This window comes from Stenotrophomonas sp. TWI1409, assembly GCF_039673015.1.
Classification (GTDB): domain Bacteria; phylum Pseudomonadota; class Gammaproteobacteria; order Xanthomonadales; family Xanthomonadaceae; genus Stenotrophomonas; species Stenotrophomonas maltophilia_A.
Window position 1 is genome coordinate 1 of the sequence record NZ_JBDJKU010000078.1, and the last position, 17,144, is coordinate 17,144.

Here is a 17,144-nt window from a genome sequence, read left to right on the forward strand (position 1 = left end):
GTTGCGGGGGCGTGAGCCGCATGGATGCGGCGACCGAGCTTACATGGACGTACTTGCAGCGGCCCCCGCAACCGGACCCACCCCGCCATCCCACGGATAGCCCGCTGTTGCTGTTGCCTCGGCTGTTGCTGTTGCTGTTGCTGTTGCTTCGGCTGTTGCTGTTGCCTCTGCGGGTGCAGGGCGCAGCCCTGCAGACAACACCCCTTCCCTGAGCATTCCGCGTAGTGGTTTGAGCGCCGCACACACGTCGACCACGGCACGCTATACGGCAACGGAACCGCCCGTCGTCCACCGAGAACCACCATGACCCTGCGTCCCCTGCCGCTGCACCGCGCCCTGCTGTTGGCCCTGTCATCCCTGCCACTGGCCGCGCTGGCCGAAACCACGTCGCCTGCCCCCACCCAGCAGGTCCCAGGCGTCTACCACCAGCGCGTCGGTGCGCTGCAGGTCACCGCCCTGTTCGATGGCGTGGTCGCGCTGGGCCGGCAGGAAGTCGTGGGCGTGCCGCCGACGCTGGTCAGCCGCCTGCTGGAAGGCCGTTACGTGCCCGAAGACAAGAAGGGCCTGCAGACCGCGATCAATGCTTTCCTTGTGCGCCAGGGCAACCACCTGACCCTGGTCGATACCGGTACCGCGCAGTGCTTCGGCCCCGGCCTGGGCCAGGTGCTGGGCAACCTGCGCGCCTCCGGCGTGGACCCGGCCGAGGTGGATGAGGTGCTGCTGACTCACGCCCATCCGGACCATCTGTGCGGCGTGCTCGACGCGCAGGGCAAGCCGGCCTACCCGAACGCCACGGTGTGGCTGTCCAAGGCCGATGCCGATTACTGGCTCAACCCGGCCAGCGAGGCCACCGCGCCGCAGGGCGTGCGCTTTGCCTTCCCGCTGGCGCGCAACGCGGTAGCGCCCTACCAGGCCAGCGGCCACCTGCGTACCTTCAACCCCGGCGATGCCCTGCCCGGTGGCGCGGTGGCGATGGACACCCATGGCCATACGCCCGGCCATGTCTCCTACCGGTTCGACAGCCAGGGCCAGTCGCTACTGGTGTGGGGTGATGTGCTGCACTTCCACGCAGTGCAGTTCGCGCACCCGGAGGCGGCCTTCGAGGCCGATTCGGACCGCAAGGCGGCCATCGCCAGCCGTCGCGGCCTGCTGCAGCAGGCCACCGCCAACGGTTGGTGGGTGGCCGGTGCGCACCTGCCATTCCCCGGTCTGGGCCATGTGCGTGGCGAGGGCAAGGCCTATGCGTGGGTGCCGGCGGAGTATTCGCCGTTGAAATGAGGTATCGCCGACCAGCGGCCGGTACTACCCGGAAGCAGACCGGTCGCGCCGGGCCATGCCCGGCCCTACCGGCCGGGTGCCGAGCGCTGCGCGTCCCGTAGTTCGTCCAGGTACGGCAACAGTTCCTGCAGCGCCAAGTACAAACCCGCTTGCCGCGCGTCCATCCGGATCGCCTGCCACTGCGCGTGTTCGAAGATCCCGTCATCAGAACAGCTGAGCGAGGTCGCATCAAGCTCAGCGCAGGATGCGCGAAGCCTCAGCAGCGCCTGCTGGCCCAATGGCGGCACCTGATCGGCCAGACCGTCCATGACGGCCACCAGAGGCATCAGGACCGACGACTGGACCTCACAGGCAAGACACTGCGGCAGCTTTGCCGCTTGGCCCAATGCGTCCTGCTGGAGGAAATCGAGGGCAGAGAGCAAGGTGCAGGCCGCTTCGACGCGGGCACCGTCACCCGCCCCGTGCCATTGCCAGAACGTTGCTGCAAATCCTTCCATCCGTACACCCCGATGAAAAGGCAGGCGACCGCTGGCCGCCTTATTCCAGCCCCAGCCAGCCGCCGATGATGCCGCGGGCTTCGTCCACACCGGTGCGGGCGGCGCCGGAGAACACCTGCACGCTGACCGTATCACCGAAGGAGGAGTGCAGTTCCTTGCGCACCTTCTGCAGGGTCTGCATCTGCTGGCTGCGGCTCAGCTTGTCGGCCTTGGTCAGCAACGCATGCGCCGGCAGGCCACGCTGCACGGCATAGGCCAGCATCTGCCGGTCGTAGTCCTTCAGCGGGTGGCGGATATCCATCACCACCACCAGGCCCCTCAGCGCATTGCGGGTGCGGAAGTAGCGGTCGATGAAGGCCTGCCAGTGCGCCTGCAGGTCCAGCGGCACCTTGGCGTAGCCGTAACCGGGCAGATCGACCAGATGGGCTTCCGGGGTCACCTGGAAGAACACCAGCTGCTGGGTGCGGCCGGGGGTCTTGGAGACCCGGGCCAGGCTGTTCTGGCGGGTCAATGCGTTGAGAGCACTGGACTTGCCGGCGTTGGAGCGGCCCGCAAAGGCCACTTCGGCCCCCTCATCGGGCGGCAGCTGCCCCATGTTGTGGGCAGAGAGGTGGTATTGAGCGCGTTCGATGAGCAATGACATGTGCATAGGATCGCATGTTGTGGCACCGCGCGCCCGGCCCCGGGCCCTCCGCCGGGAAAATGCTGCACTGCTGCGTTGACCGTGCGCGGAAACGGCGTTGATAATCCGGGCGATGCCGGCGGCCACCGCCCGGCCCGGTCCATACGGAGCTTCAGCATGCGCCACGCTCGCGTTCTTGCCGTATCCGCCCTTGCCACTGCCATAGTTGTTGCCGCTGCTGCGTTCGCGCAGACCACGTTGACCCCGCTGCCCGACAACGGGCCGATCAACACCGCCTCGCTGGAGGTCGATTTCAGCAAGACCCACTGGGGCGATGCCAAGGCCGGCCAGACCAAGGCCTCGGCCTGCGCGGCCTGCCATGGCGCCGACGGCAATTCCACGGTGGAGATGTACCCGTCCATCGCCGGCCAGAGCGAACGCTACGTCGCCCAGCAGATGGCCCTGATCGCCAACGGGCAGCGCAGCTCCGGCGCGGCGGTGGCGATGGTGCCGTTCGTGCAGAACCTCACCCCGCAGGACATGCGCGACATCGGCGCGTTCTTCGCCACGCAGAAGGCCACTGCCGGCATCGCCGATGACACGGCGGTCACCGACGGCCCCTACAAGGGCATGAAGTTCTACGAGATCGGCCAGCAGCTGTACCGTGGCGGTGACGCCAAACGCGGCCTGCCGGCCTGCATGGCCTGCCACGGCCCCAGCGGCGCCGGTAATCCGGGGCCGGCCTATCCGCACATCGGTGGCCAGCACGCCAGCTATGTCGCGCGCCGCCTGCAGGAATACCAGGCCGGCCAGACCAACGAGACCGACAAGGCGCACTTCCAGATCATGGCTGCGGTTGCGCAGAAGCTGAGCGAGCAGGAGGTGCAGGCGCTGTCGAGCTACCTGCAGGGCCTGCACAACAAGGCCGACGACGTGGCCGTTGCCACCGCGCCGGCACAACCGGCTGCCGCCCCCTGACCACCACTGGTCGGCCCGGGTCGCCACGCCGGCCCGCGGCTGCGGTATGTTTCCTTCACGCCGGCGACCGCGCCGGCGTTGCTTTTTTCAACGGAGATGCGTGTCGATGAGGTTGATTTCCCGCCTGCTGTTGTCTTTGCTGGTGCTGCTGCCGCTGGTAGCCTGCGCCGCCACCCCCGCCAATGCCCCGCTGGTCGAAGGCAAGGACTACGAGCGCATCGCCCAGCCGGGCCCGTTCCAGCCGCTGGCCGGCAAGATCGAGGTGGTCGAGGTCTTCGGCTACACCTGCCCGCACTGCGCCCGTTTCGAACCGCAGCTGGAAGCCTGGGCAGCCAAGCTGCCGGCCGATGTGCGCTTCACTCCGGTACCGGCAGCCTTCGGCGGCGCCTGGGATGCCTGGGCACTGGCCTACTACGCCGCCGACGAAGTCGGCGTGGCCAAGCGCAGCCATGCCGCCGTGTTCAAGGCCCTGCACCAGGACGGCTCGCTGCCGATGCAGAACGTCTCGGCCGATGAGCTCGCCAACTTCTACAAGGCCTATGGCGTGACCCCGGACCGTTACCTGCAGGCCCTGCGCGGCGATGCCGTACAGAAGAAGGTCGATGCCGCCCGCGCGTTCGCCCAGCGCACCAAGATCCCCGGGACCCCGGCGCTGATCATCAACGGCCAGTACCTGGTCCGTGGCGACAGCTTCGACGACCAGCTGCGCATCGCCTCGGCGCTGATCGCCCAGGCCCGCGCAGCCCGCGGCCGCTGAACCAACACCCACCACCGACACGGCGCTGTCGCCGCCGCGTGTCATCATTTCCCCCTGGCCGGCGCATGACGCCGGCCCCACCTTTCCAGATGCTGGAGACGTTTCCATGAAGATCCGTTACGCCCTCGCCCTCGCAGCGCTGCTGCCGATCCTGGCGGCCTGCAAGGCCGACGACGGCAGCACCAACACCACCGCGGCCCCGGCCGAACCGGCTGCAGCTCCGGCGACCACCGAACCGGCCGCTCCGGCCGCTGGCAGCGAAGGCGCCGCCCCGGCCGCTGCCGAAGGCGAGAAGGCCGCGGCTGAAGCCGCCCCGGCCGCTGCACCGGCCCCGACCACCACCGCACTGACCGGCCCGGCCCCGGTGGAAGGCGCCGACTACCAGGTGATCCCGAACGGCCAGCCGTTCCAGCCGGCCGCCGGCAAGATCGAAGTGACCGAGATCTTCGGCTATGTCTGCCCGGCCTGCGCCGCGTTCCAGCCGCTGGTCGGCCCGTGGAAGGCCGGCCTGCCGAGCGACGTGAACTTCGTCTACGTGCCGGCCATGTTCGGCGGTACCTGGGACAACTACGCCCGTGCCTTCTACGCCGCGCAGACCCTGGGCGTGCAGGAGAAGACCCACGAAGCCCTGTACGCTGCCATCCATTCGCAGAAGACCCTGAAAGGCGAGCGCGGCACCGATTCGGTTGACGACATCGCCAAGTTCTACGGTGCCTACGGCGTGGATCCGAAGCAGTTCGCCGCCACCATGGGCAGCTTCGCGGTGAATGCCAAGACCAACTCGGCCAAGCAGTTCGCCCAGCGCAGCCAGATCAGCGGCACCCCGTCGATCATCGTCAACGGCAAGTACCTGGTGAAGGGCAAGAGCTTCCCGGACATGCTGCGCATTGCCGACCACCTGATCGCCCGCGAACGCGGTGCGGCCCAGGCTCACTGATCCAAGAGAAGCGTTTCCCGGCCGTGAATTCCCCCCGTACACGGACCCTGCGCTTGCTGACGGCCAACATCCAGGCCGGCTCAAGTACCCGCCGCTACAGCGACTATGTGACCCGCAGCTGGTCACATGCGCTGCCGGCGGGCCGCAAGCGCAGCAGCCTGGACGCGATCGCCACCCTGGCGCGCGAACATGACATCGTCGGCCTGCAGGAGGCCGACCCGGGCAGCCTGCGCTCGGGCTTCACCAACCAGACCCACTACCTGGCCCAGCGTGCCGGCTTCAACTACTGGAGCCACCAGCCGAACCGGCGCATGGGCGGGGTCGCCTCCAGCGCCAACGGCCTGCTGAGCAAGCTGGAACCGGTGGAAGTGCAGGATCACGCCCTGCCCGGCCGCATCGGCGGGCGCGGCGTGCTGCTGGCCAAGTTCGGCGACGGCGCCGATGGCCTGGCGGTAGCGGTAGCCCATCTGTCGCTGGGCGCGGGTTCGCGGATGTCGCAGCTGGGCTTCATCGCCGAGCTGCTGTCCGACCATCCCAATGCGGTGCTGATGGGCGACTTCAACTGCCTGGCCGAACGCCCGGAAATGCAGGTGCTGTACCAGAAGACCCGCCTGCAACCACCGGGCTGCATCGTGCCGACCTTCCCCAGCTGGCGCCCCGATCGCGCCATCGACCACATCCTGGTCAGCAGCGGCCTGCAGACCCGCACCGTGGAAGCCGTACCGGCCGCGTTCTCCGATCACCTCGCCCTGGCGATGCAGATCGACGTCCCGGCGGACGCCCTGCGCTGACCGCTCCTGGTGGCTGCCAACCTTGGTTGGCACGCTCTCCGCCGGGCATGGCCCGGCGCTACCCCGCCTGCACCACCGGCACCTTCAGCCGCCGCGCGGTCATCGTGCTGCCCACCGAGGCCAGCACCGTGCAGCCGATCGCCAGCCACTGCAATCCATGCAGGTGCTCGTGCAGCAGCAGCATCGCCCACAGCGCGGCTACTGCCGGCTCCATGCTGATCAGGATGCCGAAGGTCTCCTTGGGCAGGCGCTTGAGCGCCATCATCTCCAGCGACATCGGGATCGCGCTGGACACCAACGCCACCAGCAGGCCAGCGGCCAGGATCTTCGGATCGAGCAGTGCGGCGCCGGCATGCACCACGCCCACCGGCACCACCACCAGCGACGCCGCCAGCAGCCCCAGCGACACCGAATGCCCGGCGTGCAGATGGCCGGCACGCTTGCCGAACACGATGTACAGGCCCCAGCACGCCGCCGCACCCATGGCATACAGCACGCCGGCCGGATCCAGCGCCGGGCCGCCACCGATCGGCAACAGCAACAGCAGCCCCACCGCCGCGCAGCCCACCCACAGGAAGTCGATCGGTCGTCGTGATGACAGCATCGCCACCGTCAGCGGCCCGGTGAACTCGATGGCCACCGCGATGCCGAAGGGAATCGTGCGCAGGGCCATGTAGAACAGCAGGTTCATCAGGCCCAGGGTGAGCCCGTAGCGCAGGATGGTAATCGCATCCACGCGGCTGGTCTTCCAGCGCCATGGCCGCCAGAACAGCAGCAGCAACAGCGCCGAAAAGCCCACGCGCAGCGCGCTGGTGCCCTGGGCACCGATCAGCGGGAACAGGTGTTTTGCGTAGGAGGTGCCGATGGCCAGCGAGGTGACCGAGCCGAGCACCGCCAGCGCCGGCAACATCGGCGCGAGTCGTGAGGTCTGCATGCGCAAAGTCTATTGCGCCGGCGCCGAGCACTTGGCTCAATTGACGGCCCGTTCGTGCAACTTCTGCTCGCCATGGCCATCGCCCCCGTGCTCGACAGTTTCGACCGCGCCATCCTCGACCTGCTGCAGCGGGACAACACCCTGCCGCAGCGCGAAATCGCCGAGGCCGTGCACCTGTCCACCCCGGCCGTGCAGCGCCGCATCAAGCGCCTGCAGGACAGCGGCGTGATCGCGGCCAATGTAGCGGTGGTCGCCGCCGCCAAGGTCGGGCGGCCGCTGACCATCATCGTCGAGGTGCGCGTGGTCAGCGAGCAGCGCGAGCGGGTGGCGCCGTTCAAGCGCCGCGTGCAGGACGACCCGGCCGTGCAGCAGTGCTACTCGATCACCGGCGATGGCGATTTCCTGCTGCTGCTTTCAGCGGCGTCGATGGAGGAGTACGAGGCGATCACCGAGCGCTTGTTCGGTGGCGATGACAACATCGAGCGCTTCCGTACCTCGGTGGCACTGGGCACCTTGAAGCGGAGTTTCGAGGTCCCGCTGGCACCGGTTCTGTAGCGTCGAGCCATGCTCGACTGCGCTTTTACCGCAGAGCAACAGCCGTCGAGCATGGCTCGACGCTACAGTCGGAGACCATGAGCACTCCGTCCTCTCCTGCCGGTCGCCTGCGCCGCTGGCTGCTGCGCGGTCTGTGGCTGGCCATTGCCGTCGTTGCCGCGATGGCGCTGTGGAACAGTCCCTGGGCCGCCGCACCAAAGATGCTGTGGACACTCGCGCAGATGCCGCCGGCCACCGACCTCCCGGTGCCGGTGGAGGGTGTGCGCCCCCGCCAGATCGCCGATACCTTCGGCGCGCCGCGCGGCCGCGACCGCTCCCACGCCGGCATCGATATCTTCGCCCAGCGCGGCACGCCGGTGCGCAGCGTCACTGCCGGCGTCATCGCGGATGTCAGCGAACGCGGCCTCGGTGGTCGCCAGGTCTGGGTGATCGGGCCCGGGCGGGAACGCTACTACTACGCGCATCTGGAAGGCTGGGCCGAGGGCCTGGCGCGCGGCCAGGTGGTGCAGGCCGGTGAGCTGCTCGGCCACGTGGGCGACAGCGGCAATGCCAAGGGCACGCCGCCGCATCTGCACTGGGGCATCTACGGCACGAACGGCCCCCGCGACCCGTTGCCGCTGCTGCGCTGACCACCATTGCGCCCCCGCGGATCGATCCGTTCATGATTTGTAAATAGGAATTGTTCGTATTACCATTTCTTTCGTTTCCGGTGGTGCCAGGACGGCCTGCCCGCCCTTCCCCTACCCGTAGCGCCTCGCCTTCTGGATGCCGGCCGAACGCGCGTGCTCGTCCAGGACCCCCATGACCCGTCCCGCCTTCCTTACCGTGCAGCCGCAGCGGCTGTCCGTTGCCGTGCTTGCCGTTCTCTGCGCCGTGGCCCCGGCCGCCTTCGCCGACACCGCCGCCGATCCGACCACGCTGGACAAGGTGGTGGTCAAGGGCGAACGTGCCGAAGGCTATTCGGTGCGCCGCACCTCGGCCGGTACCCGCTTCGATCTGGCACCGCGCGAGATCCCGCAGTCGGTCAGCATCATCAGCCACCAGCGCATCGAAGATCAGAAGCTGGACGACATCATCGACGTGCTGGCCAACACCACCGGCGTGACCAGCACCCAGTCCGACAGCGAGCGCACCGAGTTCTACGCGCGTGGCTTCTACATCGATGCCTACCAGTTCGATGGCCTGCCGACGCAGATGGTGCAGAACTGGAGCTACGGCGATTCCGGCCTCGATCTTGCGCTGTACGACCGCGTGGAAGTGGTACGCGGCGCTACCGGCCTGCTCAGCGGTGCCGGCAATCCGTCCGCCTCGGTGAACCTCATCCGCAAACACGCCGACAGCGCAGAACTGACCGGCAGCATCTCGGTGAACGTCGGCAGTTGGGGCCGCACACGCACCACCGTGGACGTGGGCACCGCGCTGAACGCCAGTGGCACGGTGCGCGGCCGGGTGATCGGCAGCTACCTGGACACCGATGGTCAGATGGACCGCTACAACCAGCGCAAGACGCTGGGTTATGCCGTCATCGACGCCGACCTGACCCCGGACACGCAGCTCAGCGTAGGCTACGACTACCAGCAGAAGCGCGCCAACGGCGCGACCTGGGGCGGCTTCCCGATGTGGTACGCCGATGGCAGCCCGACCAACTATCCGACCTCGTTCAATCCGTCGCCGGACTGGACCTACTGGGACACCACCAGCAAGCGTGCGTTCGCCACCCTGCAGCATGCCTTCAGCAACGGCTGGAAGTTCAAGATCGGCGCCACCCACGACCGCACCAAGGCCGACGACAAGCTGTTCTATCCGGCCTACACCGCGTTCAACAAGACCACGGGCGCCGGCATCACGCCGATGGCCGGCTTCTACAACACCGAGCGCAAGGTTGATGGCATCGATGGCTACATCGATGGGCCGTTCCAGCTGTTCGGCCGCGAGCACCAGTTCATGGCCGGCCTGAGCTACAACAAGCGTGAGTTCGCCAACTATGGTGATTTCCAGCCTGACTTCAACGATCCGAATGCACAGTACCTGCCGCTGGCCAGCTACTTCGGCTGGACCGGTGATTTCCCGCAGCCGAACTGGCGACCGCTGAAGCTTGCCAGCCAGGGCACCATCACCCAGAAGGCCGGCTATGCCGCCGCACGCCTGTCGCTGGCTGATCCACTGAAGCTGATCATCGGTGCGCGCTACACCGACTGGAAGAGCGAAGACGAAGGCAACGACCGCTCGCACAAAGTGACCACGCCGTATGCCGGCCTGGTCTACGACATCAACGATACCTACTCCGCCTACGCCAGCTATACCGAGATCTTCCAGCCGCAGACGCTGCGCAACAAGCAGGGCAGCTACCTCGATCCGGTCGATGGCAAGAGCTACGAAGTCGGCGTCAAGGGCGCGTGGTTCGACAACCGGCTGAATGCATCCGTGGCAGTGTTCCGCATCGAGCAGGACAACGTTGGCCAGGCAACCATGGACAAGGTCGACGGGCAAATGAACGAGACCGCCTACATCGCTGCACGTGGCACCGTCAGCCGTGGCTTCGAGTTCGAAGTGAATGGCGAACTGGCACCGGGCTGGAACGCGACCTTCGGTGCTTCACGTTACGTGGCCAAGGACATCAACGGCGCCGACATCAACACCAACCTGCCGCAGACCGCGCTGAAGCTGTTCACCAGCTACACCCCGCAATCGCTGCAGGAACTGACCGTCGGCGGCGGTGCCAACTGGCAGAACCGCATCTACTACGCTGCGCCGGTAGTGGGCCGTTTCGAACAGGAAGGCTACGCGCTGGTCAGTGCCTTCGTGCGCTACCGCATCTCGCCGGAGTTCAGCGTGCAGGCCAACCTCAACAACCTGCTGGACAAGAAGTACTACTCGCAGATCACCGGCTACGGTGCCTACGGCGACGGCCGCAATGGCTCGCTGACGTTCACCTGGGCGTTCTGATCCAACCGGCCTTGTAGCGTCGAGCCATGCTCGACTCGATCACACGGGGTCGTCGAGCACGGCTCGACACCACAACGGGGGCGCTCGGCGCCCCCTTTGCCGCGCTGCCCTTGCAGGTGTAGCGTCGCGCAGACGGATACCTCCGCGCCTTTCCCCTCCAGGACGACCGGCCATGCGCACCCGCACGAAACTCGGTCTCTCGCTCGTGGCCCTGTTCTCTTCGCTGCCGCTGATGGTCGCTACAGGCAATGGCTACTTCATCCTGCTTCTGCTGATCGGCCTGCCCGGAGCGATCCTGTTCTGGTTCGATCTGGGCCGTGAACTGCGCGCCATCCCCACTCCCACCCGCTCCGAGCGCGCGCTGGGATTGGCAATGGGCATTCCACAGGTGCTGTTCGGACTGTTGTGCGCGGGGATCGGCCTGATCCTGGTGGCCTGGATCCTGTACAACCTGCTGGTCCAAACACTGCCACAGTTCCGCATTCCCTCACTGCCCGCCTTCGCGGTCGGGCCGATGATGATCGTGGCCGGGCTGGGATGGGCACGCACCGCGTTCCGCCGTGCCAGCCTTGAACAGGATGACCCGGAACAGGACATTCCGGATTGACCACCTTCATGGAGTCGAGCATGGCTCGACGCTGCAACGGCGCCGGGCTGAGCCCGGCGCCGTCCCTTCATCAGAAACGCAGGTCCGCGCGCAGGTACCAGTAGCGGCCACGCGGGATGTCATAGGTCGAAGCGTCGTAACCGTTCAACGAGCACGACAGGCAGATCGGCGGATCCTTGTCGAACACGTTGTTCAGGCCAGCGGTCAGCTGCAGCCCCTTCATCCAGTCGATCTTGTAGCCCACCTGCATGTCATGGAAGGTGGTGGCCGACAGCGTATTGGTGCCTGCGGCCTGGTTGCTGCAGACCGGGAATACAGAGGCGTCACCGCAGTTCTCGGTCAATTCGGAGATATGCCGAACGGTCCAGTTGGCACTCCAGCGGTCCAGCGTCCAACCGATGCTGGCATTGCTGGTCCATTCCGGAATCGAGCTGTCGGCCACTTCCACGCCCGGCTTCTGCGGCTGCTTCTGGCCCGCCGCACCGGTGGCCTCGTAGCGACCGACGAACGTGTTCTTCCAGCCCAGCTTGAACTGGCCGATCGAGCTCTGCGGCAACGTCCAGAACAGATCCACGTCCCAGCCATCGGTCTTGATCGAGCCGAGATTGGTCAGGCGGTTGTTGAAGCTGCTCACTGCACCGGTATTGGCGCGGGTGATGCCATCGCAGTAGATCGGATCCAGCGTTTCCACGCACAGGTCCAGCTGGGTCTGCGCGTTGATTGCCTGGATCGCGCCATCGATGGCATGGCGATAGAAGGTCACCTCCACGTCGAAGCGCTCGGACCACGAGGTGTTGTTGCCAAACCACGGGCTCCACACGAAACCGGCACTGAAACTGCGCGAGCGCTCCGGATCCAGCTCGCGGTTGCCGCCGGTGGTCACCGAGATCTGCGAGTTGGCCTGCTGGAAGCCGGCCGGCACGCCCAGCGCGGCACAGTTGGCGGCGCTGCCGCGCGGCGGCGTACCGCCCAGGCCCACCGAGCATGGATCGAACAACTGCAGGTCGGCACGCGCGGCCGAACCGTACAACTCACCGATCGACGGTGCACGGAAGCCCTCGGCATAGGTCGTGCGCAGCACGAAATCGTCGGTCACCTGCCAACGCAGGCCGTACTTGGGCGTGAATTCGCCACCGAAGGTGGAGTAGTCCGAATAGCGGCCGGCCAGGCTGAGGTCCAGCTTCTTGCCGAATGAAGAGTCGGCGAAGATCGGCACGCTCAACTCCAGGTAGGCCTCGTTGACGTCATACGAGCCGGATGTCGGCTGCGAAGGCACGCCGTTGTAGTGGCCCGCCACCGTCAGCGGATCGGGCTGGTACGAACCCTCGTACTTGCGATACTCGAAGCCGGTAGCGAACGACACCGGGCCGGCCGGCAGCGTGAACAGGTCGCTGGACAGGTTGGCGGTGAACAGGCTCAGTTCGTTCTGGCTGCGGTCACGCACCACCGGCTGGATCCACTTCAGCATGTCCGGAGTGATCGAACCGGCACCGCCGAAGATGTTCAGCGGCACGCAGCCCGGCGTCGCCGCACAGACGGACGGATCGCCCAGCGCCATGTTGACGTTGTAGATGTTGTAGCTGCCGTAGTTGGTCTGTTCGGCCTTGTTCTTGCTGTACATGCCGTTGACGTCCCAGTACCAGCTGCGGTCAGCCGCCTGGAAGTTGCCGACGAAGCCGGTGGCGAAATACGTGGTGTCCACTTCCTGCTTGAACACGCGCGCGCCGCCCTCTACTGGACGGCGACCGATCAGGCTCAGGTTGTCACCCGAGACCAGGTCGAAGCCGAACGGGTTGTACGGGTTGAGTGCAGACACGGTGATGTTGTCGGCCAGCGGATTGCCGGTGGCGCCATCGGGACCGAAGAACAGCGGCTCCGGGCCGGCCTGGTTGGTCGACTCACGGCGGTTGCCCAGTGCCTTGACGTACCACTGCACGTTGTCGGTGATGTCGAAGCGGAACTGACCGAACAGGCCCTTACGCTCTGACGGTGTCAGCACCATGTTGTATTCGGCGAAGTTGAAGCGATCAGCACTGGTGAAGCAGTGATAGTCATCGGTGCGCGCGCAGCCGGCACTGCCGTCGTAGCGCGGGTTGCTCACGCCGGTATTGGGCACGATGTTCTGCACCGCACCGGTGTTCGGGTCGGTGAACATGAAACGGCCCTGCGGAATGCCACCGCTGCCGAAGGCCAGGCCGGTGCCGGGAATCGGGAAGCGCGACTGCTCGCGGTCCTTGGCGAACACCGGATCCTGCTTGGTCCAGCTGGCGCCGAGGAACAGGCTGAAGCGGTCGCCGCTCTTGCCCCAGGCCAGATCCACGCCCTTCTGCGTGCCATCGCCCTTGCTGTACTCGCCGTAGTTCAGGGTCACCTGGCCGCCATCGAAGTCGCGGCGGGTGATGATGTTGACCACACCGGCAATGGCATCGGAGCCATACAGCGACGACGCGCCATCTTCGAGCACTTCGATGCGCTCGACGATGGCCAGCGGAATGGTGTTGAGGTCGGTGGCCGAGCCCACACCGGAGGCGGACGACTCATTGACCCAGCGGATGCCGTCAACCAGCACCAGCACGCGCTTGGCGCCCAGATGGCGCAGGTCCACCTGCGCCGAGCCAGCACCTACACCACTGCCATCGGGCGGGAAGCCGAAGTTGCCGGACGAATTGAACTTGGCATTGAGCGCGGAACCGGAACCGGTGAGCTGCTGCAGCACTTCGCCGATCGAGGTCAGGCCGGTGCGTTCGATATCACCGCGGGTCAGCGTCTGGATCGGCACCTGGCCTTCGACTTCAGCGCGCTTGATGCGGGTACCGGTGACTTCCACCGCATCGAGGTTGGTGGTGGATTGTGCAGCGGCACCCAACGGTGCCAGGGTCATCACGCACAGCGCGACGGCAACCGCCAAAGGGCGGTGGTGCAGGTGATTCATTCGCTCTCTCTCCAAAGGAATGTCGGGACATGGGCTGCCGCACTCCCTCCCTGCATGGCGGCGCCGTCTCCTTTGTAAACAAGTGGTAAAAATCGCGGCGTGATGATCGACACTCTTTCACGCGGAATTGACGCAATTGCAGGCCGATTGCGTCAGATGGCTGCAGGTTATGACCGGACGATATTGTTCACGACAGGCAGCCTTGATGCCGGCTGCGACAGCGCGCGCCGGGGGCTGCCACATTCATGGAAAGGGTCTCTGCCGGACCGTTTCAGGAATAGTTTGAAATTCCCTCTTTCAGAAGGCGCCGCTAGTCGATCCAGCGCAGACTCGCACCTCCAGCCATTCGCGGGAGGGTCGATCATGAAAGCGGTGAGTGCGGTGCTGGGTGTCACGACGGTGATGACGCTGCTTTTTTCCCTGGCGGGCGAATCGAGAGCAGGCGGCGTGATCGAGTGCAACAACTGCCCTTCTCCCAACGATGCGGCCTTGGCCTCGGGAGAGGGATTGACGGTTGTGGTGGATTTCGAGAGAGCCGAGTTGACTGCTTTCGACGTTGAACGTGCCCCTGGGACCGGAAGGTGGCGAGCACATCCAACCCCGGTTCCAGCGCAGATTGAAATGGCCTTTCTGCGGATCCTGGATGCGACGCTGTCAGCAGGGGAAGCGCCGCTCATGCAGCAATCACCGCATGAGCGGCAGTGAGACATCGCACTACCGCACGAACGCAATGCGCTCCATGCCGGTCGCCTCGGCTGCGGCCAGAATCCTCGCCATGCCTTCGTATTCGGCCGCCGGATCGGTGGCGATGCGCAGCTCCGGCAGGTTGCCGGCATGTTCGCCCGCCTGTGCCTGCAGACGCGCCTGCAGCTCACTGATCGCCATCGGCTGGCCATTCCAGCTGAGCTGGTTGGCAGCGTCCAGGCGCAGCTCGATCGGCGGTGGCGGTTCGGGACGGTCGACCACGCGATCGGTGGCCTGTGGCAACTGCACGGCAATCGGCCGGGCCACGATCGGCGCGGTCACGATGAAGATGATCAACAGCACCAGCATCACATCCACCAGTGGCGTGACATTGATGTCCGCCAGCGGGCCGCTTCTTCCTGCGCTACTGAACGCCATGTGCCGCTCCCTGCAGCCGGGCCGTTCGCCCAAGCTCGACACTACGTCGCCCGCAGGCTCGCGAGGCAGTGCCTGCTGCACGAGCATTCAGCTGCCGTTGCCGACCCATCGCGTGCACGCAATGCGAAACTGAATTCAGCCATTGCCCGCTATGCTGCCCGCCATGACCCGACGCTCTTCGACCGCCCTGTCCCTGCTGCCCTTGGCCACCACGCTGCTGATCGGCTGCGCCAATGCCCAGTCCCTCGACGCCCAGAACGCGCAGCTGAAGGCCGCGATCGCTGCCGCCGAACGCGGCCAGTTCGATCCCGGCCAGGCCGCCGCACTCAGCCGCCATCCGGCATACGGCTGGCTGGAGTACGCCAACCTGCGCCGCAACATCGACACCGTCGATACCGCGCAGGCGCAGGCCTTCCTCAAGCGCTATGACGGCCAGGCCGTGGCCACCACGTTCCGCAGCGTATGGCTGCCCTCGGTCGCACGCCGCCAGGACTGGCCGACCCTGCTCGCCAACTGGGCGCCCACCGACAACGCCGGCCTGCGCTGTGCGCAGCTGACCGCGCGCCAGGTGACCGGCAAGGTTGATCCGCAGTGGATCAGTGAAGCGCAGGATCTGTGGCGCAAGAACGGCAAGTCGCTGCCGGACGGCTGTGATGCCGTTTTTGCCGTGCTGCAGGCACAGGGAGGTCTGAGCGACGCCCTGCGCTGGGAACGCATCGACGCTGCCGCCGACGCCCAGCAACCCGCTGTGATGCGCAGCGCCGCACGGGGCCTGCCTGCCACCGACCTGGCGCTGGCCAACAATTACGCCGCGTTTGTCGACAAGCCCAACGCCAGCGCATTGAACTGGCCGCGCAACGAGCGCAGCCGGCGCATCGCCACCGATGGCCTGGCCAAGCTGGCCAAGGCCGATCCCGGCGCCACCGAACAGCAGCTGCCTCAGTACGCGCAGGCACTGGGCCTGAGTGCCGAGCAGCAGGGCCAGGTGCTGTACCAGATCGCACTGTGGACGGTGGCGTCCTACCTGCCCGATTCGGCGCGGCGCCTCAACGCGGTGCCGGAATCGGCGTACGACGAACGCCTGCACGAGTGGCGCGTGCGCGAAGCGATGTCGCGCGGTGACTGGCCGGCGGCGCTGACCGCGATCCGCAAGATGGGCAGCAAGCAGCGCAGCGACCCGCGCTGGCGCTACTTCGAAGGCCGCATGCTGGAGAAGACCGGCCAGGCCCAACAGGCGCAGCCGCTGTTCCGCGAGGCCGCGCGCGCACCGACCTTCCATGGTTTCCTCGCCGCCGACAAACTGCAGCAGGGCTACACGCTGTGCCCGTGGAAGCCGAACGACAGCGCGCAGGCACAAACGGTGATCGCGCGCGACCCAGCCATCCAGCGCGCGATGGCGCTGTACCAGATCGACCGCGCCGGCTGGGCCGTGGCCGAATGGAACAGTGCGCTGTCGCGCTTCGATGACACCCAGCGCCGCCTCGCCGTTCGCGTGGCGCAGGACAATGGCTGGTTCGACCGCGCCGTGTTCGCACTCGGCAAGCAGCCGCAGGAACAGCGCCTGTACGACCTGCGTTTCCCGCTGCACCACGACGCCACCATCCGCCGCGAATCGGCGCGCAATGCGATCGATCCGGCCTGGGTGGCGGCAGAGATCCGCGCCGAGAGCACCTTCACCCCGCGCGCGCGCTCGCCTGCCAACGCCATGGGCCTGATGCAGGTGCTGCCGGCCACCGGTGCCGGCGTGGCCAAGTCGATCGGCCTGACCGGCTACGGCGGCGCCGACAGCCTGTACGACCCGGACACCAACATCGCCATCGGTACCGCCTATCTGCGCCAGCTGATGAACAAGTACGACGGTCTGCCGTACGTGACCATCGCCGCCTACAACGCCGGCCCGACCCCGACCACGCGTTGGCAGGGCCAGCGCCCGGGTTATGACCCGGACCTGTGGATCGAGACCATCAGCTACAAGGAAACCCGCGAGTACGTCGCACGCGTGCTGGCCTTCAGCGTGATCTACGACTGGCGCCTCAATGGCGATGCATTGCCGCTGAGCGACCGCCTGATGGGCCGCCTGGTGGACAAGCGCAAGAGCTTCAGCTGCGCCGCCAACGCGGACCAAGGCGGCGATTGATCGCACTGCGGTCGTGCCGGCCGCTGGCCGGCTTCGGCCATTATCCAAGGG

At 66.5% G+C, this 17,144-nt stretch carries 16 protein-coding genes and 1 pseudogene; 12 read left to right on the forward strand and 5 right to left on the reverse strand.

Annotated features, from left to right (window positions below; all coding sequences use genetic code 11):
• Positions 1-212 (forward strand): annotated as a pseudogene (locus ABE423_RS18320) (hypothetical protein); the annotation flags it as partial.
• Between the two features lie 91 nt (positions 213-303).
• Complete coding sequence (locus ABE423_RS18325; protein WP_346487066.1) at positions 304-1,278, forward strand: MBL fold metallo-hydrolase; 975 nt, start codon at positions 304-306, stop codon at positions 1,276-1,278.
• Positions 1,279-1,343: 65 nt separating this feature from the next.
• On the opposite strand, the gene ABE423_RS18330 is transcribed toward ABE423_RS18325, so the two are convergent.
• Together ABE423_RS18330 and yihA are read right to left on the reverse strand one after the other, a co-directional pair.
• Entirely contained in the window at positions 1,344-1,775 is a 432-nt protein-coding gene (locus ABE423_RS18330; protein WP_065724691.1) for a hypothetical protein, read from the reverse strand.
• A gap of 40 nt (positions 1,776-1,815) precedes the next feature.
• A complete protein-coding gene (gene yihA, locus ABE423_RS18335; RefSeq protein WP_041864681.1) occupies positions 1,816-2,418 on the reverse strand; it encodes a ribosome biogenesis GTP-binding protein YihA/YsxC in 603 nt (200 codons plus the stop codon).
• A 156-nt stretch (positions 2,419-2,574) separates the two neighbouring features.
• On the opposite strand from yihA, the gene ABE423_RS18340 reads away from it, so the two are divergent.
• From ABE423_RS18340 to ABE423_RS18355, 4 genes are all read left to right on the forward strand, one after another.
• A complete protein-coding gene (locus tag ABE423_RS18340; protein ID WP_180838418.1) occupies positions 2,575-3,375 on the forward strand; it encodes a c-type cytochrome in 801 nt (266 codons plus the stop codon).
• A gap of 106 nt (positions 3,376-3,481) precedes the next feature.
• Positions 3,482-4,132, forward strand: coding sequence for a thiol:disulfide interchange protein DsbA/DsbL (locus ABE423_RS18345; RefSeq protein ID WP_180838419.1), 651 nt, complete (start codon positions 3,482-3,484; stop codon positions 4,130-4,132).
• A 106-nt stretch (positions 4,133-4,238) separates the two neighbouring features.
• Complete coding sequence (locus ABE423_RS18350; RefSeq protein WP_346487069.1) at positions 4,239-5,069, forward strand: thiol:disulfide interchange protein DsbA/DsbL; 831 nt, start codon at positions 4,239-4,241, stop codon at positions 5,067-5,069.
• 53 nt (positions 5,070-5,122) lie between these two features.
• Positions 5,123-5,860 carry an endonuclease/exonuclease/phosphatase family protein gene (locus ABE423_RS18355; RefSeq protein ID WP_005419292.1) on the forward strand — a complete coding sequence of 246 codons (738 nt, stop codon included), beginning with the start codon at positions 5,123-5,125 and terminating at the stop codon, positions 5,858-5,860.
• Positions 5,861-5,918: 58 nt separating this feature from the next.
• Here the strand turns inward: ABE423_RS18355 and ABE423_RS18360 are convergent, their stop codons facing one another.
• Positions 5,919-6,794 carry an EamA family transporter gene (locus ABE423_RS18360; protein ID WP_032128972.1) on the reverse strand — a complete coding sequence of 292 codons (876 nt, stop codon included), beginning with the start codon at positions 6,792-6,794 and terminating at the stop codon, positions 5,919-5,921.
• 72 nt (positions 6,795-6,866) lie between these two features.
• Between ABE423_RS18360 and ABE423_RS18365 the strand changes: the two genes are divergently transcribed.
• From ABE423_RS18365 to ABE423_RS18380, 4 genes are all read left to right on the forward strand, one after another.
• Entirely contained in the window at positions 6,867-7,349 is a 483-nt protein-coding gene (locus ABE423_RS18365; protein ID WP_032128965.1) for an Lrp/AsnC family transcriptional regulator, read from the forward strand.
• 77 nt (positions 7,350-7,426) lie between these two features.
• Positions 7,427-7,978, forward strand: coding sequence for a M23 family metallopeptidase (locus ABE423_RS18370; RefSeq protein ID WP_346487072.1), 552 nt, complete (start codon positions 7,427-7,429; stop codon positions 7,976-7,978).
• A gap of 172 nt (positions 7,979-8,150) precedes the next feature.
• On the forward strand, positions 8,151-10,295 hold the full coding sequence (gene fhuE / locus ABE423_RS18375; protein ID WP_346487074.1) for a ferric-rhodotorulic acid/ferric-coprogen receptor FhuE: 2,145 nt from the start codon (positions 8,151-8,153) through the stop codon (positions 10,293-10,295).
• Between the two features lie 172 nt (positions 10,296-10,467).
• Positions 10,468-10,902, forward strand: coding sequence for a hypothetical protein (locus ABE423_RS18380; RefSeq protein WP_125895800.1), 435 nt, complete (start codon positions 10,468-10,470; stop codon positions 10,900-10,902).
• A gap of 70 nt (positions 10,903-10,972) precedes the next feature.
• Here ABE423_RS18380 and ABE423_RS18385 read toward each other — a convergent pair whose 3' ends face one another.
• Positions 10,973-13,834: a TonB-dependent receptor gene (locus ABE423_RS18385; RefSeq protein ID WP_032128961.1), complete on the reverse strand. Its 2,862-nt coding sequence runs from the start codon at positions 13,832-13,834 to the stop codon at positions 10,973-10,975.
• A gap of 102 nt (positions 13,835-13,936) precedes the next feature.
• Here ABE423_RS18385 and ABE423_RS18390 point away from each other — a divergent pair, with 102 nt between their 5' ends.
• Positions 13,937-14,539, forward strand: a complete 603-nt coding sequence (locus ABE423_RS18390) for a hypothetical protein (protein WP_180838422.1) — start codon at positions 13,937-13,939, stop codon at positions 14,537-14,539.
• Positions 14,540-14,548: 9 nt separating this feature from the next.
• Here ABE423_RS18390 and ABE423_RS18395 read toward each other — a convergent pair whose 3' ends face one another.
• Positions 14,549-14,956 (reverse strand): biopolymer transporter ExbD, encoded by a 408-nt coding sequence (locus ABE423_RS18395; protein WP_032128960.1) that lies wholly within the window; start codon positions 14,954-14,956, stop codon positions 14,549-14,551.
• Positions 14,957-15,107: 151 nt separating this feature from the next.
• On the opposite strand from ABE423_RS18395, the gene ABE423_RS18400 reads away from it, so the two are divergent.
• The gene (locus ABE423_RS18400) at positions 15,108-17,093 is read left to right on the forward strand and encodes a transglycosylase SLT domain-containing protein (protein WP_346487078.1); all 1,986 of its coding nucleotides are present in this window, start codon (positions 15,108-15,110) and stop codon (positions 17,091-17,093) included.
• The last annotated feature ends 51 nt before the right edge of the window (positions 17,094-17,144 follow it).